The following is a 20,142-nucleotide window of genomic DNA, read 5'->3' as shown; positions in this document are numbered from 1 at the left end:
TGGCGGGCGTGGGACTGTGCGTGGCGTCCATCGGCGCCGGCGGCGGGAGAAACGGCGGCGGAGCGGCGCCGACGGGCACGGCGCCGATGGACGCCACGCACAGTCCCACGCCCGCCAGAATCCCCGCGAGCGGCGTCGATCGACGAGCGGCGGAAGCGAGCGAAGTCATCGGCATCCAGCGCAGTCGGCGTTGAAGCGGTAGGGGGCCGCGGTCAGAATAAGTGTCTCCCGGGCTGTCGGACACCCGGGGGCGGGGCGAGTTGAGCGGAGGGACGCCGCCTGTTGCCGCCCCGGATCGGAGGGATACGATCGCTAGGGTTGCGCCCGGGATTGCCCCCCATGGGTCGGTCGGGGTCGCCGCCCCCATGAATTTCGCTATTCCCCCGCCCTTATCGCGCCGCACGTCTGTCATGGCCGCGCTTGACCCGCCCCAAGCCATGCGAGAACACAACCCGATCAGTCAAACGGACACGGAGTTCGTTCAGCGGAGCCTGAACAGTCGGGACGTCGATCCCCGGGCGAACGAGCCGGGGCACGATTCTTCCATTCGCGACGGCAAGCGGCTGAAGAATTCGGAGCAGGGGTACTGGTCGGAGACGGTCTCCGAAGCGGACCGCGGTGCGTTGTTGTCCACGGTCATCAACGCGGCGAACACGATGATCACGCTCTCGGAAAAGCGCGAGGACGGGGAGACGCCGCTGATCTACGTCAATCGGTATTTTTGCGAATTCACCGGCTACGAACCGGAGGAAATCCTCGATCGCGATTGTCGCTTCCTGCAATTCAAGGACGGCGTGCGGATCGAGACGGGCAACGAAAACAACCGCGCGGAGATGCGCGAGGCGATTCGCAGCGAACAATATGTCCGGTTGATGCTGCGGAATTTCAAGAAGGACGGGACGGAATTTCGCAACGAACTGTATCTGTCCCCGGTGGAGGAGACGAACGGCAAGTCGCGTTTTTTCGTCGGGGTGCAGAACGACGTCACCGAGCGCGAGTTACTAATCGAACGGCTCCGCGGCAGCGAAGCGTCTCTCAACGCCACCTTCGCCTCCAGCCCCGTCGCGTTGTCGCTGGTCGAACGGACCGACGACGGAACCGTCCGACATCTGCGCGTCAATCCGTCGGCGGCGCGGTTGCTGCTGCGAAACGTGGACCCCGGCCTGAGTCCCGACGAGATGGTGAAGCGTTGCGTGGGCCGATCGCTCGGCGATCTCGGCGTGCCGGCGCCGCTGACGGACTGGCTCAACGAAGCGTTCGATCAAATCGCCTCCGGCGAGGCCGGCGCCGAGCCGTTGAGAACCCGGTTGGATCAGCTGGTGCATGGGGAACGGCGGCACCTGGCGGTCTCGGCGGTCTCCGTCGATTCCCGTCGTGAAGGCCCGCAGCGGTTCTGTTACACCGCCGAGGATCTGACGGAGTTCGACGTTCTCGAGGCGGAACGTCTGCTGATGCGGTCGGCCGTGCAGCAGACGGACGTACCGACCCTGATCCTCAGTCCCGACGTCGATCCGCCCGGCCCCTACATTCTTTACGCCAACCCGGCGGCGGCGGCGTTGGCGGGACGTAGTGCGGAAGAGTTGACCGGCGAATTATTGACCGCATTGAACGGCCCCCGCACCGACCCGGACGCCCCGGCACGGATGCGGCAAGCGCTGAAACAGGAGGGGAAATACCACGGAGAAGCGGCGATTCAACAGGCCGACGGCACGTCGCTGGTGGTGGAGTGGGACGTCTCCGCAATTCGCGGCGAGGACGGAACGCCCACCCACTACGCCGCGACGCTCCGCGATTTAAGAGGCCGGCGGGAGTTGGAATCACAGGTGCTCTCCGCCCAAACTCGGGAGCAGGCCCGCATCGCCCGCGATCTGCACGACGGCGTCGCCCAGCAATTGGCCGGGTTGAATATGCTGTGCGGGATGTTGAAGTTGCAGGCGGAGGAGGGGGAGGACGTGACGGAGGTGGTGGACAGCATCGCCGACGCCGTCCAGGGCGCCGCCCGCGATCTGCGGGGCGTCGCTCATGGGTTGATGCCGCTGGACCCGGATCGCGGCGGGCTGGCGGAGGGATTGAGTCGGCTGGCGAACCTCACCACGGAAATCACCGCCGCCCATTGCGAGCTCCTCACGCCGGACGGCCCCGTCGCGGTGGACGATCCCGGCGTCGCCCACCATCTGTACCGCATCGCCCAAGAGGCGCTCAGCAACGCGGTTCGGCACGGGAAGGCCAAGCATGTTCACGTGACGCTCGCGAACGACGGCCCCGACCGCGCCTTTCTGATCATCGCCGACGACGGCGTCGGCTTTGATGCGGAGCAGGCCGCCGAGAATCCGGATGCGGGCATCGGCCTGTCCGCGATGCAGTTCCGCGCCCAGGCGGTCTATGGACAACTGCGGTTTGAATCGCCGGACAGCGGCGGCACGCGGGTGGTCTGCACCTTTCCGCACTTCGACAGCCGCGACGCCTGACGGCTGCCTGACGGGTCGTTGGAAGGCGTGTCGGATCGCATTCGCCCCGCCTTTTTCACGAAAGCCTGCCCTTGGCCGCCTCCTTCGCCCTCGCGTTCGCCCTGCTGCCGGCCGCCATTTCGGCGGCGCCGACGGATTCGGCTTCGTCGCCGCCCGTGCCGATGATCTTCGACACGGATATGGACACCGACTGCGACGACGTCGGCGCGCTCGCGATGCTGCATGCGTTGGCGGACGCGGGCGAAGCGACGATTCTCGCCACCCCGGTCAGTTCGAAGTTCCCGTACTCCGGCCCGTGCACCGCGGCCCTCAACGGCTGGTACGGCCGTCCCGACCTGCCTGTGGGCGTGCCGAAAGGGGAGGGCGCCGCGATCGATCGCGGTTCGCGGTACGCGAAACAGATCGCCGAAACGTACCCCAGCGTCTCTCGGGGAACGCGGTTCCAAACGAACGCCGACGCCCCGGACGCGGTGCGGGTCTATCGGGAGGTTCTCGCCGCCCGCCCGGACGTGGCCGACGACCCGGCCGGCGGGGTCGTGGTGGCGTCGGTGGGTTACCTGACGAACCTCCGCGATCTGCTGGCCAGCGAGCCGGACGATCTCAGCCCGCTGTCCGGGCCGGAATTAGTGAAGGCGAAGGTGCGATTGTGGGTCTGCATGGGCGGCCGCTACCCGGAGCACCGCGATCCCGGGGTGTACGGCAATTTCAAACCGGACCCGTCCTCCGCGGTCGCCGCCGCCCGCGACTGGCCCACGCCGATCCTGTTCAGCGGGCTGGGCGAGGACGTGCTGACTGGCGGGACGCTCTCCTCCACGCCGGCGGAGAACCCGGTCCGCAGGGCCTACAAGCTGTACCTCGGCGACAAACCGGCCCGGCCGAGTTGGGATCCGATCGTCGTGCTGTACGCCGTTCGCCCCGACGCCCCGTTCTGGACGGTGCGTGAGGAAGGATTCAACGAGATCTTCCCCAACGGCACGAACGCGTGGCGGAGCGAGCCGAACGACCCCCGCCACCGCCTGCTCGAGTTCACGGACGGCGTTGAGAAAAAGGACGTGCGGGACGCGATGAACGAACTGATGACCCGCGAACCGGCCGTTCAATCACAGTCGCCCAAGCCCCGATAAGTGCAGGCCCGGCAGCCCGAGGCGCGAGCCGAGGCCGGGCGACGTCGTCCACGCCCCACAACCTCGGCTCGCGCCTCGGGCTGCCGGTATCAGGTGTCCGGCCCGGCTCGCCGGGACCGCCACAGGCTGACCGCGGACCACAGCCCCGCCGCCGCGGCGAGCCACGTCAGACTGATCGCCGCCGTCCACCGCCGCCGACCGATCGCCTGATCGCGGCCCGATCGTCCGGCGAAGCCCCACAGGGTCGCGGTCCGCTCGACCGTTACGCCCCAATCCCGTCCGCCGAACGGCGTGCGGGCGGCCCCGCCGCCGTGCGGCGGGGCCTCTGTTTCCCACGCGACCCACAGCGCCCGGGGGTGAAGCGAGACGTGGTCGTCGCGGCGAACCTCGGCCATGACCGTGCGGTCGTCGCCCCTCGGTTCGGGCGGCCCTCCCGCGAGGCAGAGCGCCCCCAGCCCCGCCAGCCCGCCGACCCACGGGCGGAGCGCTCGCCCCAGTGCCGCCCGCCGACCGAACGACGGAGCTTCCAGCCGGGCGAACCGCCCCGTCCGCCACGCCCACGGCAGCCACAGCGCCGTCAGCCCGGCGACCCAGATCAGCAGCCCGCCGACGCTCGCGGTCGCCAACGTGGTCCGCGTCGGACCCTCCGTCGTCCCGTCCGGCAGGCGGCGGGCCTCCTCCCAGGATTGGTACGCCGCGAACCACGGCGCCGGCCCCCACCCTTCGCCCGCGTCCGAGGCGGACGGCTCGACGGGAACGGTCCGGCGGACCCAAATCGAATGTCGGTGAAGCGGCTCTGGAAACGTCCGTCGCACCGCAACCGTTACGGGCGTGCGGTGTTCGTCGCTGTCGAAGCCCGTGCTCATCAGCCGGAGCGGGTCGTCGTGTAGAAATCGGATCTCCGGCGCCGCCGCGAAGCCCGCTCCCAGCGTCGCCAGCACGACGATCGCCGGCAGGGACAGGACCGACAGCGCACCGCCGGCCCGAAGCAGCGTGCGAAGCGGAGCGACCATGACGGTTCCTGCGGAGACGCGACCGAATAGCGACCCCTCAATCCTACATGCCCGCGTCCGGGGACGACTTCCCGGGGCTGCTCAGCCTTTGGGGGCCGAGAACGTGGATCGCGAATTCCATAGGCTGCCAGCGCTCCACAGCGCCAACGGGGCCGCCAACCACCACAGGCTGATCGCCGCCGCGATCCGTGGGCGCCCGCCGCGGGAGGCGTCGCGGTCGGAGCAGCCCATCGGCGGGGCGATGCGGGCCTTCTCCACCCGCAGGCCCCATTCCCGAGCGAACCACAGCGGCTCCGCGGGGGCGCTGCCGTGGGCCCAGAACAGGGGCGTGCCCTGCGGAGGCGCCGACGGATTGTCCCGTTCCCATGCGACCCACAGCACGCGCGGGTGCAGCGGGGTGTGCGGATCGCGGCGAACCTCGGCCTTCAAAGAGTGGTCCTCCCAGCCGGAGCCGTACGGGGCGAGCAGGCACAGCCCCCCGACCAGCGCAAACCCCGCGAGCCAAGGCCGCGCCGCCCGTCGCAGCGCCGTCCAGCGGCCGGTTCGTTGCCCCCCGTGATCCAGCGAGCCGTCGTTCAGCGAGCGGTCGTCCAGCGATCGGGCGAACCGCCCCGTCGAAGCGGCCCACCCCCACCACAGCAGACTCAGCCCGAGCGCCCACCCGACGATCCAGCCCACGTTGATCTTCAGCATGCGAATCTGCCGTCCCTGCAAGAGGCGCGCGACGTAGCGGACTCCCGGCGCCGGCTCCCATTCCGTGAGCACGGTATTCACGGGAGACGGCCGGACCCGGCGCATCAGCGAGACTTCGAGGAACTGGGGGAAGGTCGTGTCCGCGGCATCGAGGGAGGCCGAGATCCGCAGTTGATCGCTCTCCCGATCGACGCGGGGGACGACGCTTTGCATGCGTTCGCCGGCGTCCTCTCGAAAGGAGACCGGCGGAGCGATCACGAACGCGGCCCCCAGCGCCGCCAGCAACACGGTCGCCGGCAACAGCAGCGTCCACAGCACGCCGCCCGCCCGGTTGAGCGATCGAAAGAGGGCGAACATGGCGGTTCTCGCAGTGATGCAGGGGGTGACTATCCTACGCCGTCGCTTCCGCAGAAGTGGGAACGCGGCTCGACCGCCACAGACTGCCGCCGCTCCACAACGCTAACGGCGCCGCGAGCCACCACAGGCTGATAGCGGCCGTCCATCGGCACTGCGTCACGGCATCGTCGTAGAACCATATGTTGGTGAAGGATGGTTTCGCTATAGACCGTTCGGCCGTCACGCCCCACCGCCGACTGCCGAACAACGGCGCGGTGGGTGACTGATCGGAGGAAGTGGTCGGCTCAAACCAGTCGGTCTCCCACGCGATCCACAACGCCCGTGGGTGCCATGAAACGTAAGGGTCTCGGCGGACCTCGGCCGCAAAACGGTCTTCGTCGCGGGCGAACCCATCGAACGGGACCGCTAAACAGAGCGCCCCCAGCGCCGCCGGACCGGCGACCCACGGCCGCACCGCCCCGCGCCAGGCCACAGGAGGACGGTCAGTGTCTCGCACAGCGAACCGGCCTGTCTTCCACGCCCACACGATCCAGACCACGGTCAGGGGAACGACCCACGCTACTAACCATTGCCCTCCAACCGCGGCGAACAGGACATCTCCGTACTCGGAAGACTCACGGTCGCCGTAGCCATGGCGCATTAAGAACAGCCCGGGCGCCGGTTCCCAATCGAACGCTTCTGCGGAGCCGGCGGGCCCAGCTTCTGTGCTCCAAAACAGGCGGAGTCGTCGGCACTGCCACGGCGTGTCGAGAACCCGTTCGGCAGAGATCGAATTCAGGCTGTCTCTGCCGTTACTCCCTTCCCAAACGCTCCAAAGGTGACGTGGATCTTCTCGGGCGAAGTCGTACGGCGGCGCCGCAGCGAACGCCAATCCCAGCCCGGCGAGCATGACAGCGGCGGGCGTCGCCAGCACATAGCACACGCGGGCAAGGTTACGGAGTACGCCGAACGCACGGGGCACGGTGGGAACCTCCCAACTCGTCGTTGAACAGACCGCCCAAATCGTACGGCCCGAACCGTGTCGGCGCCGCCCGTTGACGGCCCCCGGATCGACCGGCACACTGGCGGTTTGATCCTGATGCCGCTGCGGCGGCCCCGCCCGATTCCATGTTTACCGGCCTCGTCGAAGCCCAAGCCGTCGTCCATTTGCTGGAACGGCGCGGTTCGGACGTAAGCCTGACCCTCGCCCTGCCGGCCGAGAACGGTCGCGGCGAACCGCTCGCCGGGGACGTGAAGCTCGGCGACAGCGTCGCCCTCAACGGCTGCTGCCTGACGGTCGTGGAGATCGCCGACGGAGACGCTCCGGGCGATCGGTGGACCTTCGAGGCCGGCGCCGAAACGCTCGCCCGCACGAATCTGGGCCGGCTGGAAACCGGCGGGCGGGTGAACGTCGAACGCGCCCTGCGGGCCGGCGATCGGCTCGGCGGCCACGTCGTGCAGGGCCATGTCGACGCGGCGGGGACGGTGGCGAAGCTCGAGCGCGACGGCGAGTGGCTGCACATGCACTTCGACGTGCCCCCCGCGATCGCCGAACTGCTGGTGGACAAGGGCAGCGTCTGCGTCGACGGCGTCAGCCTGACCGTCTGCGAACCGCACGGGGCCGGGTTCTTCGTCGCCCTCATCCCGCACACCTTGAGCGAAACGACGCTCGGCGACCGCACCGTCGGCGACCACGTGAACCTCGAAGCCGATATCCTCGGGAAATACGTGCGGAAGATGCTCGCCCCGCATCTGCCCCGTTAGCCGTCCTCAGCCGTCCTCTTGAGGAGGACGGCGAACACTTCCGTCACCCCCTCGTTCCTTCTTCCTCCCCCAGCTTTTGCCGGACGCCCGCCGCCAGACCCGCACGCATCTCATGTCGCTGTTCAAGCGACACGGGCTGCACCCGCGCACCGATCTGGGTCAGAACTTTCTGATCGACCTGAATATCCTCGACTTCGTCGTCCGGGAGGCGCATCTCGAAAAAGACCGCGACGTGGTCTTGGAAGTGGGCGCCGGGACCGCGGGGATGACGGCGTTCCTCGCCGACGGGGCCGCCGCGGTGGTCAGCGTGGAGGTCGATAAAACAATGCATCGGATGGCGACCGAACAGCTCGCCGGGCGGGAGAACGTCACGCTGCTGCAAACGGACGCCCTCAAAAATAAAAACAACATCTCGCCGATCGTGCTGGACGCCGTGCGGGCGGAATTGGACACGCTGGCGGCCCGCAATCCGGAGGAACCGCCGCGGCTCAAGCTGGTCGCGAACCTGCCGTATAACATCGCCACGCCGATTATCTCCAACCTCGCCGGCAGCGATCTGCCGTGGAGCCGGATGGTGGCGATGATTCAATACGAACTCGCCCAACGCATGGCCGCCCGTCCCGGCGAGGCCGGCGACGGCGGGGGCGGCGGCGGGTCGTACGGCGCCCTCTCGGCATGGGTTCAAAACCTCGCGGGGGTGAAGATCCTCAAGAAGATCCCGCCCAGCGTGTTCTGGCCGCGACCGGGGGTCGATTCGGCCGTCATCCGTCTCAATCCGAACCCCCGCGCCCGCGAGCAGATCGCGGATCTGCGGTTTTTTCAAGACTTCTTGCGTCGCCTGTTCCACCACCGCCGCAAGCTGATGCGGGGGGTGCTGTGCGGGATGTACCGTCAGCAACTTGATAAGCCGGAGGTCGACGCCCTGCTCGCCGCGGAGGGTTATGAACCCAACGCCCGCGCCGAGGCGTTCGATCCGACGCAGCTGCGTGAATTAGGGAACGCGTTTTATCACGCGATCGAAGCCAAGCAGGCCGCCCCCGTCCCGTCCCCCGCCGCCGCCGAGGAAGAGTGATGTTCGCGCCCCTGCTGCTCGCCGCCGTCTGCGTTCAACCGCCCGCCGCCGAACCGCCGCCGTTCGGCGGGGTGGTGTCTGCGGGGGATTTCGTGCGGATCGCCAGTCGAGACGGCGTGACGACGCTCCGCGTCTTGACCGCCCGGGAGGCCGAGCGAGTCCAGGCGGAGGACGCCCGGTATCGTCAGGACGCCCTGAACAAGGCGACCGAGTTGGCGGCGGAATTGGGTCTCGAACTGCCCGAAGACGCTTCGTCCGACGAACTCCTCGACCTGTTGAACGAGGCGACGCGCGGCAGTCGAGAACGCAATCCGTCGGAAATCTTTGAGCCCCTGCGCGACGAGAACGGCCAGATTGATCGTGAGGCGATGCAGAGGCAGAGCCGTCTGAGGACGGAATTACGGGGCGCCGTGCAGAACGCTTCGGTCGGCCCCCGGTCGCTCTACGGGCCGCCGCGTCGGGTGATGGCGGTTTCGGACCGATGGATCACGATTCGATCCGGCGGGGACGTGAGCCACCTCGCGGGAGCGCACATCCGCACGATCACCGAATCCGTCGCCCGTTACGCCGAACGCACCGGCACGGCGATGCAGGAGCAGGCGACAGACAAATCGGACACGGAATAGCGGCCCGGTCGCGCCGCCTCTCGGCGACGGCGAAGCGGGAAACTCCTTTCAATTTTACTTTAACCTTCTATTTCCCACCCGATGCAAGACCGGATCGCCGCCGAGGGGCTGACCTTTGACGACCTGCTGTTGGAACCCGCCTACAGCGAGGTGATGCCGAACGAGTGCGACGTCAGCAGTCCGCTCACCCGGCGCATCACGCTGAACCTGCCGGCGCTCTCCTCGCCGATGGACACCGTCACCGAAAGCGATATGGCCGTCGGGATGGCTCAGGAGGGGGGTATCGGCATCATTCATAAGAACCTCACGCTGGATCGGCAGGCGCTGGAGGTCGATCGGGTGAAACGCAGCGAACACGGGGTGATCGTCGATCCCGTCACGTTGCCGCCGGAGGCCACGGTCGCCGACGCCAAGAGATTGATGGCGGAGCGGAATATCGGCGGCGTGCCGATCGTCGACGCCGACCCGAACGGCGGTCCCGGCAAGCTGCGGGGCATCCTCACCAGCCGCGACCTGCGGTTCCTCGATACCGCCGACGTGCGGATCTCCGAGGTGATGACGAAGGAGAACCTCGTCACGGCCCCGCCGGAAACGGACCTCCGGCAGGCGCAACAGATCCTGCTGAGGAGCAAGGTCGAAAAGCTGTTGCTGGTGGACGATCAGTTCCGCCTGCGGGGCCTCATTACCATCAAAGACGTCGATAAGAACCGCCGTTATCCCCGGGCCTGCAAGGACGACCGCGGGCGATTGCGGGTGGGCGCCGCGGTGGGGGTGCACGATTACGAACGGGCCGCGGAACTCATCCGTCGCGGCGCCGACGTGTTGGTGGTGGACAGCGCCCACGGGCATTCGAAGAACGTGATGGACACCGTCCGCGAGCTCAAGAAGCGGCACGACATCGATATTATCGCCGGCAACGTGGCGACGGAGCAGGGCGCCAAAGACCTCGCCGCCGCCGGGGCGGACGCGGTCAAGGTGGGCATCGGCCCGGGGAGTATCTGCACGACGCGGATTATCAGCGGCGTGGGGGTGCCCCAACTCACCGCAATCGCCGGGGCGGTGCGGGGGGTGGCGGGAACCGGCGTGCCGCTGATCGCCGACGGCGGGATTCGCTATTCCGGCGACATGGTCAAGGCGCTGGCCGCGGGGGCGAGCACGGTGATGCTCGGCGGACTGCTGGCCGGTCTGGACGAATCCCCGGGCGAGCGGATTCTGTATCAGGGACGAAGTTTTAAGCGATATCGCGGGATGGGCAGTTTGGGCGCCATGCAGCAAGGCAGCGCCGACCGCTACCGCCAGACGATCGGTTCGTCCGATGGGAGCGGTGACGACGGTTCCGCCGGGGGCACGCGCAAGCTGGTTCCGGAGGGCGTCGAAGGCCGGGTGCCGTATCGCGGTCCGCTGGCGCCCCTCCTGTATCAGATGGTGGGCGGTCTGCGGGCGGGGATGGGGTACCTGGGTTGCGCCACGGTCGACGAACTACGGACCAAGCCCCGGTTCCTGCGGGTCTCGGCGGCGAGCGTCCGGGAAAACCACCCGCATGACATTGCCATCACTCAAGAAGCGCCCAATTACTCCGCGGAGTATTCCGGCGCCGAACCGGCTTAAACGGGCGTCGCTGGTCGCCGCCGCGGCGTTGGCGGCGGCGAGTCCCTGTTTCGCCGGCGAACCGCCGACGAACGACGTGTCCGCGACCGTCGATCGCGGGGCGGAGGTCTTGAATCGCCTGCGTCACCGCGACCCCGCCGCCGCGCTGCAAAAAGAGGCGAGCCGTTGGCGGAAGGCCGGTTCGCCCGGCGCCGTCCGGCGAACCGCCGACGGCACGACCCCCGAGCTGCTCTCGCACGAGCCGGCCCGACTGCGGGACGACGCCCCGGCCGTCTCCATGATTCGGCAGCAGGAAGAGGCCGACGCCGAGCCGTCCGTCCAGCAGCCGTCCGGCGAACAGTCTCCCGGAGGCCTCAATCTGAACGATCTGGGCCTGGACGATCTCGGTCTGGACGACTTGGGACTGCCGGACGATCTGAACCTCGATTTCAATACGGGGAACGAGGACGAGCGGGCGCCTTCGCCGTCGTCCGTCGGCCGCACGATCCGCGACGTGCGTGACCTGACGGCGATCCGGTCGATCCTGCCGTTCGGCGCCTACGACCCGAACCCGGATCCCAACGACCCCTGCCGCAACCTCTGCCCCCGTCCCGAAGGCTGTCCGCCCGGGGCCGAGGCCGGAGAAGGACGGGCCTCGACCCGTTGCCCGGAGGTCACGCCGCTGTCGACCGATCTCTATCGCCACCGCCCGGTCGTGCCCGTCACGTTTCGGTGGGCGGCGCCGAACAGCACGTATAACCCACTCTATTTTCAGGACGTGAATCTGGAGCGTTACGGCCATCATCACGGGGTGCTGCAACCGGCGGCCTCCGTGGCGAAGTTCGGCACGCAACTGATCGGATTGCCGTATCAGATGGCGCTCGACCCGCCCTGCAAATGCGAAACGCCGCTGGGCTATTATCGCCCCGGCGATTGCGCTCCGAAGCTGCATTATCAGATCCCGTTGAACGCGAAAGCCGCGCTGGTGCAGGCCGCCGCGGTCAGCGGCGTGGCGTTGATCCTGCCGTAACGGAGTCGATGTTCGAGTCGGGGCGATCAACCGTCGCCCCGACCCGCCGCCCCGATTCGGCGCTTCGGCTTGGTTGCCGCGTCCGAGGCGCCGCGTCACAGTGAAGAGCGGTTTCACTGTGCTCGCGGAATTGAAATATGTCGGTTGCTGACCATATCCAAGTCGCGACGTTCGCGATTCTTCTGAGCTACGCGGGATCTCCGTCGGCGTCCGGCGCCGAGGAGGCGCCGCGACCCAACGTGGTGCTCATCCTCGTCGACGATCTGGGCTGGCAGGACGTCGGCTGCTACGACGTCGACGAGCCGTGCCCGTTTGAAACGCCGAATATCGACCGGCTGGCGAGCCGGGGCACGCTGTTCCGGCAAGCTTATTCGCCCGCCCCGACCTGCGCCCCGTCGCGGGCCGCGATCCTCAGCGGCACGCACCCGGCTCGCGCGCAGAAAACGCATGTCGTCGGCGGCGCCCCGCCGGCGCCGCACGTCGCCGCTTCGCCGTTGATTTCGCCTTGGTACAGCGGGCGGATGCCGCTCAGCGACGTCACGATCGCGGAGGCGTTGAAGCCGCACGGTTATACGACCGGGCACGTCGGCAAATGGCACGTCGCCATTAATCACAACGCCTTCCCGCAGCCGGCGGATCAGGGGTTCGACTTCACCCGCGCCGACCGCGGCGCGACCGTGCCCCAGCGTCCGCATCGCCTGACGGACTTCGCGACTGCCGACGAGAACGACCCGTATCGCCTGGACGAAGACGGCTTCCCCTTCGATCAGAATACGGAGGACGCGCTGACGTTCCTGCGGACGCACAAAGCGGAGCCGTTCTTTCTGTATCACGCGACCTGGCTGGTCCACACGCCGATCCATACCCGCTCCGAAGCGTTGCTGCGGAAGTATTGCGAGAAGATGAACGTTCCGTTCCCGACGGAGCCGGACGAATGGCTCTTGGAGGGACAGCGGAACCCGTATTACGGGGCGATGGTGGAGATGCTCGATCACTACGTCGGCGAGGTGATCAGCTATTTAGACGAGACCGAAGACCCGCGACGGCCGGGGCATACGCTGGCCGAAAACACCTACGTCATCTTCACCTCCGACAACGGCGGGATGGAGCGGGTTCCCGGCGAGGAGATCACGGACAATCGGCCGCTCGATAAAGGCAAGATTAATGCCAAGGAGGGCGGCGTGCGGGTGCCGTTGATCGTTCGCGGTCCCGGGATCCCGGCCGGCGCGGTCTCGGACGCGATGGTCAACGGCCTCGACTTCTATCCCACGATTCTCGAGTGGACCAGCGCCGAACGGCCGGCCTCGCAGCGGCTCGACGGCGTGAGCCTCGCCCCTTACTTAGCGGCGGACCCGGCGGATCGGCCCGTCATCCGGGAGGCCGACGGCGTCCCCCGCGAGACGATGGTCTGGCACTTTCCGCACAGTTCGATGCAGTCCACGATTCGGATCGGCGGGGAAAAGCTGATCCGCAACTGGAACGAGGCGCTGCTGCCGGGGCAGGAGGGGTTGGACCTGTTTGAACTCTACGACGAGCGAGGGAACCGCGTCGACATCGAAGAGGCCCGCGACCTCGCTGCGGAGCGGCCGGAGCTGGCCGCGGCGATGAATGCGGAACTTCAGCGGCGCCTCGACGAGATGAACGCCAGCCCGCCGTATCTCAATCCCCAAGCCCCGCGGGCGGGGGCGAATCGCAAGAAGGTCTGCCGTCCGCTGGACCACGGCCGGGACGGAAACGTCGTGTGGGCGACGTTTGAAGAACGCGGGGCGGACGTCGTCCAAGTCGACCTGCTCTATACGAACAACGGCGGGGAGCGATACGAGGAGTGGTATCGCCTGCCCGCCCGGCTCGACGGCGAGCGCGCCGAGGCGACGCTGCCGGACGGGACCACGCACTATGTCTTCAATTTTATCGACGAGAATCGCTACCTCGTCAGCTACCCGGAGATGGCCCCGGAAAGGAGGCGCCCGGCGCCGCCTTCGGCGCGGGCGTTCGCGGTTGCGGACGAGTCGCGGTAGCGGTCGGCGTCAGTCGCCGTGCGACTCCCCGTCGCGGTCCGCCGCACCGAGCTCGTCCCGTTTCGAGACGCTCAACGGCTCCTTGAACCACAGCGTGCGCTGCGGGAAGGGGATCTCGACGCCGGCGTCGTCCAGCGCCCGTTTGACCGCTTCGACGACCTGATCGCGGCTCTTCCGTTCGCCCAGCGGGGTCGGGTCGGCCCACCAGCTGATCTTGAAGTTCACGCTGCTGTCGGCGAATTCGTCGGCGAAAATCTCGATCGGTTTGCGGCTCTCGACGCTGTCGCAGCCCTTCACCGCTTCTTCGATGAGGCCGCGAGAAGTCTTCACGTCTTCGCCGTAGGCCACGCCGCAGGTGATCGTCACCCGGCGACTCTTCCAGTTGGTCAGGACGTCCACCGGGTTTTTAAAGAGGTCGGCGTTGGGCATCACGACCAGCACGCCGTCCGGCTGGCGGACGAGGGTGTTGCGAATGGTGATCTGCTGGATCTTGCCGCGGACGTCGTTGCACTCGATGAAGTCGCCGCGGTCGAAGGGGAACTTCCACAGAATAAAAATCCCCGCGAGAAAGTTCTCGAAGATATCTTTGAATGCGAAGCCGATCGCGACGCCGCCCAGCCCCAACGTGGCGATCAGGCTGCCCGGCGTGACGCCGGGGAAGGCGACCGTGGCGGCGATTAACAATCCCAGCACCCAAACGCCGACGGTGATGAACTGTTCGATCAAGTCCTGCAAGCTGCCGCGCAACTTCCCGTAGCCGGGGGTGCGGCGGAAAATAAACTGGATGATCTTCGCCAGAATCGCCGTAACGAACAGGACCGCGAGGGCGACCAGCAGCAGCGGGGATTGCTCCAGAAAATCATCCCACAACGTCTGCACGCTGCCGCGGACCTGCGTCCACGCGCGGCTGGGGCTGAAGACGCGGTCGACCTGAATATCGTTCTGGACCGCAATCACCCCTTCCACCCGCCTGGCCCATTCTCGCGCCAGCTCTTTATGGGTGCTGGAGTCTGTTTTACCGGTCAATTTGACCAGCCCGCTCTCGGAGGTCACGCCGACGTTGTCGACGTAGTCGTATGTCGTGAGCAGTTCCGTGATGCGGGCGGCGATCTTCTCGTCGCTGATCTGCTGCTCGACGGCGATCTCTTTGGTGGCGTCCAGTTCCGGCGGCGTCTGCGCCGCGTCCCCGGCGTCGTTCGCCGCGTCGTCCTGGAACGGCGCCGCGACGGCGAGCGACGCCAGCAAACAGAACGCCAGCGCCGTCCGCAGCACGGCCCGGGGCAGATTTGAACGCGACGTGCGGGGACGGGGCGGAGATGGGGTCATGTGCGGTCGGTCGCGGCGGGCGGGGCGTTGGGCGGCGGATCGGGCAGCAGGTCCGGGGCGGCGTCCGGGTCGCGGCTGCGACGGGCTTGGTCGTTCAGTTCGTCGGTGTCGCTGGCGAGATCCCCCTCGCCGGCGCTGACCATCGGCTCCGCCGGCGTTTCGATGCGCACCGCGGGCGGGTCGTCAGACCGCCGGGGGGGCGCCGCGTCGTCGTCGCTCTGCAGGCCGGAGAGATCGCCCCGCAACGGGACGCCCTTCGGGAAGATCACCTCACGGGCTTCATCCGGCATCGTCAGCCCGGCGTCCTCCACGGCCCGCTTCACCCGGCGGATCACGCTGCTGCGGACCTTTAATCCGCTGTTCGCCACGCCGTCGCACCAGAAGTAAACCTTCAGGTTCACCGTGCTGGCGCCCAGTTCGTCCAGCAGCACCATCGGTTCCGGCTCGGTCAGCACCGCGGGGTGGGAGCGGAGCGCATCGTCGATGACCTGCTGAGCGACGGCGACGCCGTCGGCGTAGTCCATGCCGACGATAAACGTCTGACGCACGTTCGGGTTCGCGGTGAGATTGCGGATCACCGACGTATAAACCGTGCCGTTGGGGATCTGAATGTGGTTCCCGTCGAGGCTCATCAACCAGGTGCCTCGGGTGGTGACCTTTTGAACGACGCCCAGTTCGTCGGCGATCTCCACCACGTCGCCGGCCTGAAACGGCTGCGACATGCTGAGCAACACGCTGGCGAGGAAGTTCTCCGCGATGTTGCGGAACGCGAACCCGACCACCAACCCGCCCAGGCCCGCCCCGCCCAGCACGCCGGCGGCGAGTCCGGTCAGGCCGCAGACGCTGAGCACTAAATAGACCCCCACGACCCCCACCGCGATCGCCACGGCCCGCACGGCGACGGTCTCTAATAAGGCGTTCTCGATCCGCGGCCCGAAGAACGCGCGGGCCAGCCGGCGAGCCAGCCGGGCGGCGAGGAACGTCAGCCCCAGCACGACGACGGCGAACAGCAGATAGGGAATCGCCGCGATCGCGTCCGTCAGCCAGGCCCGCAGGGTGGCGGTGATGCGGGTGAGGTCCAGCGGGTCCGGCGGGGCGACCTCCATCGCGTTGATGACGATCGCCACGCCCTCGACGTTGCGGGCGAGGTCGCCGATCAGTTTGCGGCGGTCGGGACTCTCCGCGACCCCCCGCAGCGTCACGATGCCCTCCTCAACCCGCACGCCGGGGTCCGCCACCCAGCCGACGTCCTCCAGCCGGCGGAGGATGTCCTCCAGGCGCCCGGCGATCGCGGGGTCCTCGGTCGCCGGGGCGACCTCGATCGCTTGGCCGGACAGGCTTTCGTCCGGTCCTTCCTCGGGCTCTTCCGCGTCGCCCGTCGCGGGCGGCGGTTGGGTCTGGGCGAACGCGGCCGCGGGGGCGGTCAGATCCGTGATCCCCGACAGGCAAGCGACGCTCCACAGGAGCAAGACGGCAGGGGCGGGGGGATGAGGCACGAGCAGAACGGTCGCCGGACGACGGCCGCGGTACAACCCCGCACTGCGACGATCCGGCGTCGCCTGACCCGACCCCCGGGGCGATCCCCCGTCGGGCGACGGGGTTCTCCCGCCGGCATTCGCCCCGCCGACGCCGTACGCTGCGAATCCGTCCTTCCGAACCCAACGCCCTTTCCCGCCGTGGCCGACGCCTCCGCCAGCACCCCCGACACCGGCACGGACGCCACCGCGGTTCAGCACGTCACCTATCAGTGCCCGCATTGCGGGGCGAAATCGTCGGTCGCGGAGGTGCTGATGGGCGAACGAATCGACTGCCGCAAGTGCCACAAGCCGTTCGAGTTAGGCGTGCCGGTCGCCCAGCCGATCCGGGACGAACCGGGGGCGAAGGCGGATTTCGTCGTCGACGCCGGCGGCGGGGATACCGAGGAGAAGGTATTGGTTACGCACCCCGCCGCGTTTCGTAATCGACCGGGCAAAACGCTGCTGGCCGTGACGGCGATCGCGTTGGGCGTCCTCTGTCTGCTGGGGGCGTTGGGCGTGGGGCTGGGCTTGGGGCTACTGGCTCAAGTCGAGGGCTGGATCGGGGCGACGGTGTTGGCGGCGGTCGGCGGCGTGTTGATCGTCGGCGGACTGATCGCGATGGGGATCTGGTGGCTGCGGAGCCGGTTTGAAACCCTGACCGTCACCGGGCAACGCACGACCTTCCGCTTCGGCTTGATCTCGCGGGACACGAGCGAGGTTCAGCACGACGACATTCGCAACTTGCAGGTCGAGCAGTCCGGCTTCGACCGTCTGTTGGGCGTCGGCGATCTGTTCCTCTCCAGCAGCGGGCAGGACGGCTTGGAGATTCACGCTTACGGCATCCCGCATCCGGAGCACGTGGCCGACGTCGTTCGTGATCTGCAATGACGGTCGCCGACGCGAACTCCCAGGAGGGGGCGACGGCTGAACAGCCCGCCCCGATCGGCATCGCCGACGCCTCGGACGAAGTACTGGATGCGTTGGAACAGACGCACGACGAGGCGGCTTTCACGGAAGAACTCTTAGAGGAACCTCCCGACCCGGACGCATGCGAACCGGCGGATTCGTCGCGGACCGCGGAGATCACGGACCTGAAGCTGCCCCCCGCGCTCGCGTTGCGGGTCTCGGCGTTCAGCCTGCTGGCGCTGACGTTGATTGCGTTCGGGGCGACGATGTTCCTCGCCCGCGGGGTGTTCCTGCCGATCGCGGCGGCGGCGGTGTTGAACCTGTTGCTCTCGCCGCTGGTGCGGGGATTGAAGCGATGGAAGATCCCCGAGCCGATCGGGGCGTTGATCGTGCTGGCCGCCGCGGGAGCGGCGCTCGTGGGGCTGGGTGCCGCGGTCCTGCCTGCGGTGCAGAGCCAACTCTCCGAAGCGCCGGAAATTATTCAAAAGGCGCAGCGCGAGTACGCCCCGGAACTGGAGGCGTATCGCAGCTTCACGGCCTCCGCGAATAAAACGGAGGAGACGGCCGACGCCGCCGTCGACCCGGCTCAAAACGCCCGTATTCTGGCCGAGAAGGACCCGGAAGCGATTTTAGAGGCCGAGGAGGCGGCCGAATCCGAGGAGATTCCCGTCGACGTGACGAGTTCTCTCACGGGAACGCTGTTGGGCGACGACGTCTTTAACGCCGCTCGGAATCTGTTCACGCTGGTCTTCGCGACCGCGGTGTTGCTCTATTTTCTGCTGGCCGCCGGGGACGTCTTCACCCGGAAATGTATCGAATTGACGCCGCACTTCCGGGACAAACGCGCCGTTCGCGTGCTGATCGGCGACGCGCAGGCGGCGATCGGAAACTACTTGTTGACGGTCACCGTGATTAACGTCGGGCTGGGCGTGGTCGTCGGGCTGACGATGGCGCTGATCGGCATGCCCAACCCCGTGCTGTGGGGGGCGTTCGCCTTTCTGTTCAACTTCATCCCCTACGTGGGGGCGGTGTTCGGGGCCGCGATCGTGACGCTCGTATCCTTCGGCGAATTCGAGGGTCTGCAGGTGTTCCTGCCGCCGTTTTTATATCTTTGCTGCACGACGCTGGAGGGGAACTTTATCACGCCCAAGATCCTCGGCGGCCGTCTGAACCTGAACGCCCCGGTGATCTTCGCTTGGCTGCTGCTGCTCGGGTGGATCTGGGGCGTGCCGGGCGCTTTGCTCGCCGTACCGATGCTGGCGGCGCTGAAGATCCTGTGCGATCACGTCGATGCTTTGGGACCGCTGGGGAAGTTTCTGGTCGGCGATTAGATCCGATCGCGCGCTGCGGGGACTGAAAGACTTGCCGCGGTCGGGGGCCGCAGGGCGTACCGCCAGCGGGCGTCGCCGGGCAGGCGGGAGGGGCCGTATTCGATATGAATCACCCGCCGGCGACTCGCTCCGTTCGCCGAAAACTCCGCCCACCCGGAGGCGTGCAGCGCCGCCGGGCACATCGCGACGGCTCCCCCGGCCGGGATGATGCACGTTCTCTCCTCGCCGGCATGGTCCTCGCCGGCGTGGTCCGCCTCCAAGGAGCGATGCGATCCCGGCCGGACCCGCAGCGGACCGGCGTCGCCGCCGCCGTCGTCGAGTTGCACGCGGATCGCGACCATCTTCAACAAGAACTCCCGCGGCGGTCGGGCCGTCCAGCGACCGTCCGCCCGCTTCCAATCTGTCCACAGCGACGAGGGCACGCGATCGGCGACTTCAAGACGTTCGTCCCGGTGCCACGGCACGCCCCAGTTCGCGTCCGGCGATTTATCGAACAGCGTGGCCCGCACCGCGACGGCGTCCGGCCCGATCAACGCCGCGGCCAGCCCCCAGACTTCCTCTCGCCCCGCCAGCGCCCGCACGGCGGCGGCCCTGGTACAGCGTTCGGGATCCAACAAACCCCGCACCCCGGCGCGACGCCCGTCCTGTTGATCAATCGGATCCGCGAATGCGGTTCGCACCGGCTCCAGCGCCGCCGTCGGCAGCAGCCGGTCGACGCACAGCACGCCGTCGCGGGCGAAGGTCTCCGCGGCGGTCGGGGGCGCGTTCATCGTATCGGGAGAATACATAACGCCGAGAGCCCGTGCGGCCCGGTTGGAACCGGGCGACGTTGAACTCCGCCGGGGCGGGCGGTTCAATCGAGCGACCCATTCGATCAGGCTCGCCGTGCCCCGTCCCCTCTGCCCCGTTTGCGGCTACGCCAATCCCCCGGGGGCGAAGGCGTGCGAAGCCTGCGGCGAGCCGCGTCCGGTCTCGGAACGCTACGCCGCCGACGACGGGCCGGACGAACTGTTCGAGGAGGACGAGGACGATTTCCGCGCCGGCGAAGACGAGGGCGATTCGACCGGCGGCGTCATTCCGTATAAAAACCCGCCGGCGTTGATCGCCTATTACCTCGGCATCGGCAGCGGATTTCCGCTGATCGGTCTGCCGCTGGGCATCGCGGCGTTCGTGTTGGGCATTATGGGGCTGAAAAAGCGGCGGGCGAACCCGGCGGTGAAAGGCTCCGCCCACGCCTGGATCGGCATCGGCTGCGGCGGGTTCTTCGCCCTGCTGTGGGCGGCGGTGGTCGTCCTGATTTTAATCAGCCTGGCGGCCGGCTGATCTTGAAG

Annotated in this window: 17 protein-coding genes; 11 read left to right on the top strand and 6 right to left on the bottom strand. The window is 67.7% G+C overall.

Going from position 1 to position 20,142, the window contains the following annotated elements:
* The first annotated feature begins 410 nt into the window (after positions 1 to 410).
* Both LzC2_RS07565 and LzC2_RS07560 read left to right on the top strand, forming a co-directional pair.
* Positions 411 to 2,468, top strand: coding sequence for a PAS domain-containing sensor histidine kinase (locus tag LzC2_RS07565; RefSeq protein WP_171185442.1), 2,058 nt, complete (start codon positions 411 to 413; stop codon positions 2,466 to 2,468).
* Positions 2,469 to 2,539: 71 nt separating this feature from the next.
* On the top strand, positions 2,540 to 3,592 hold the full coding sequence (locus LzC2_RS07560) for a nucleoside hydrolase (RefSeq protein WP_171185440.1): 1,053 nt from the start codon (positions 2,540 to 2,542) through the stop codon (positions 3,590 to 3,592).
* 89 nt (positions 3,593 to 3,681) lie between these two features.
* Here the strand turns inward: LzC2_RS07560 and LzC2_RS07555 are convergent, their stop codons facing one another.
* The 3 genes from LzC2_RS07555 to LzC2_RS07545 all read right to left on the bottom strand — a co-directional run bounded on the left by LzC2_RS07555 (position 3,682) and on the right by LzC2_RS07545 (position 6,616).
* On the bottom strand, positions 3,682 to 4,605 hold the full coding sequence (locus LzC2_RS07555; protein ID WP_171185438.1) for a hypothetical protein: 924 nt from the start codon (positions 4,603 to 4,605) through the stop codon (positions 3,682 to 3,684).
* A gap of 81 nt (positions 4,606 to 4,686) precedes the next feature.
* Entirely contained in the window at positions 4,687 to 5,655 is a 969-nt protein-coding gene (locus LzC2_RS07550; RefSeq protein ID WP_171185436.1) for a hypothetical protein, read from the bottom strand.
* A 34-nt stretch (positions 5,656 to 5,689) separates the two neighbouring features.
* On the bottom strand, positions 5,690 to 6,616 hold the full coding sequence (locus LzC2_RS07545; RefSeq protein ID WP_171185434.1) for a hypothetical protein: 927 nt from the start codon (positions 6,614 to 6,616) through the stop codon (positions 5,690 to 5,692).
* Positions 6,617 to 6,762: 146 nt separating this feature from the next.
* Between LzC2_RS07545 and LzC2_RS07540 the strand changes: the two genes are divergently transcribed.
* From LzC2_RS07540 to LzC2_RS07515, 6 genes are all read left to right on the top strand, one after another.
* Positions 6,763 to 7,398, top strand: coding sequence for a riboflavin synthase (locus tag LzC2_RS07540; protein WP_171185432.1), 636 nt, complete (start codon positions 6,763 to 6,765; stop codon positions 7,396 to 7,398).
* A gap of 112 nt (positions 7,399 to 7,510) precedes the next feature.
* Positions 7,511 to 8,470: a 16S rRNA (adenine(1518)-N(6)/adenine(1519)-N(6))-dimethyltransferase RsmA gene (rsmA, locus tag LzC2_RS07535; protein WP_246254847.1), complete on the top strand. Its 960-nt coding sequence runs from the start codon at positions 7,511 to 7,513 to the stop codon at positions 8,468 to 8,470.
* Positions 8,470 to 9,096: a hypothetical protein gene (locus LzC2_RS07530; protein WP_171185428.1), complete on the top strand. Its 627-nt coding sequence runs from the start codon at positions 8,470 to 8,472 to the stop codon at positions 9,094 to 9,096. The genes rsmA and LzC2_RS07530 overlap by 1 nt, the downstream gene beginning before the upstream one ends.
* 81 nt (positions 9,097 to 9,177) lie before the next feature.
* Positions 9,178 to 10,704 (top strand): IMP dehydrogenase, encoded by a 1,527-nt coding sequence (gene guaB / locus LzC2_RS07525; protein ID WP_171185426.1) that lies wholly within the window; start codon positions 9,178 to 9,180, stop codon positions 10,702 to 10,704.
* On the top strand, positions 10,637 to 11,713 hold the full coding sequence (locus LzC2_RS07520) for a hypothetical protein (RefSeq protein WP_171185425.1): 1,077 nt from the start codon (positions 10,637 to 10,639) through the stop codon (positions 11,711 to 11,713). Before guaB ends, LzC2_RS07520 begins: the two co-directional genes overlap by 68 nt.
* Before the next feature lie 137 nt (positions 11,714 to 11,850).
* On the top strand, positions 11,851 to 13,731 hold the full coding sequence (locus tag LzC2_RS07515; RefSeq protein ID WP_171185423.1) for a sulfatase: 1,881 nt from the start codon (positions 11,851 to 11,853) through the stop codon (positions 13,729 to 13,731).
* Between the two features lie 9 nt (positions 13,732 to 13,740).
* Here the strand turns inward: LzC2_RS07515 and LzC2_RS07510 are convergent, their stop codons facing one another.
* Together LzC2_RS07510 and LzC2_RS07505 are read right to left on the bottom strand one after the other, a co-directional pair.
* Complete coding sequence (locus tag LzC2_RS07510) at positions 13,741 to 15,057, bottom strand: mechanosensitive ion channel family protein (RefSeq protein ID WP_171185421.1); 1,317 nt, start codon at positions 15,055 to 15,057, stop codon at positions 13,741 to 13,743.
* Complete coding sequence (locus LzC2_RS07505) at positions 15,054 to 16,553, bottom strand: mechanosensitive ion channel family protein (protein ID WP_171185419.1); 1,500 nt, start codon at positions 16,551 to 16,553, stop codon at positions 15,054 to 15,056. The genes LzC2_RS07510 and LzC2_RS07505 overlap by 4 nt, the downstream gene beginning before the upstream one ends.
* Before the next feature lie 180 nt (positions 16,554 to 16,733).
* Here LzC2_RS07505 and LzC2_RS22795 point away from each other — a divergent pair, with 180 nt between their 5' ends.
* The gene (locus tag LzC2_RS22795) at positions 16,734 to 17,462 is read left to right on the top strand and encodes a PH domain-containing protein (protein ID WP_171185417.1); all 729 of its coding nucleotides are present in this window, start codon (positions 16,734 to 16,736) and stop codon (positions 17,460 to 17,462) included.
* Positions 17,459 to 18,811, top strand: coding sequence for an AI-2E family transporter (locus tag LzC2_RS07495; protein WP_171185414.1), 1,353 nt, complete (start codon positions 17,459 to 17,461; stop codon positions 18,809 to 18,811). Before LzC2_RS22795 ends, LzC2_RS07495 begins: the two co-directional genes overlap by 4 nt.
* Here the strand turns inward: LzC2_RS07495 and LzC2_RS07490 are convergent.
* Positions 18,808 to 19,581, bottom strand: coding sequence for a phytanoyl-CoA dioxygenase family protein (locus LzC2_RS07490; protein ID WP_171185412.1), 774 nt, complete (start codon positions 19,579 to 19,581; stop codon positions 18,808 to 18,810). The two genes, LzC2_RS07495 and LzC2_RS07490, sit on opposite strands and share 4 nt — an antisense overlap.
* A gap of 115 nt (positions 19,582 to 19,696) precedes the next feature.
* Here LzC2_RS07490 and LzC2_RS07485 point away from each other — a divergent pair, with 115 nt between their 5' ends.
* Positions 19,697 to 20,134, top strand: coding sequence for a hypothetical protein (locus LzC2_RS07485; RefSeq protein ID WP_171185410.1), 438 nt, complete (start codon positions 19,697 to 19,699; stop codon positions 20,132 to 20,134).
* Positions 20,135 to 20,142: the final 8 nt, after the last annotated feature.

This window comes from Alienimonas chondri, from assembly GCF_013036045.1.
GTDB classification, from domain to species: domain Bacteria; phylum Planctomycetota; class Planctomycetia; order Planctomycetales; family Planctomycetaceae; genus Alienimonas; species Alienimonas chondri.
This window is presented reverse-complemented; position numbering and strand designations above follow the sequence as displayed.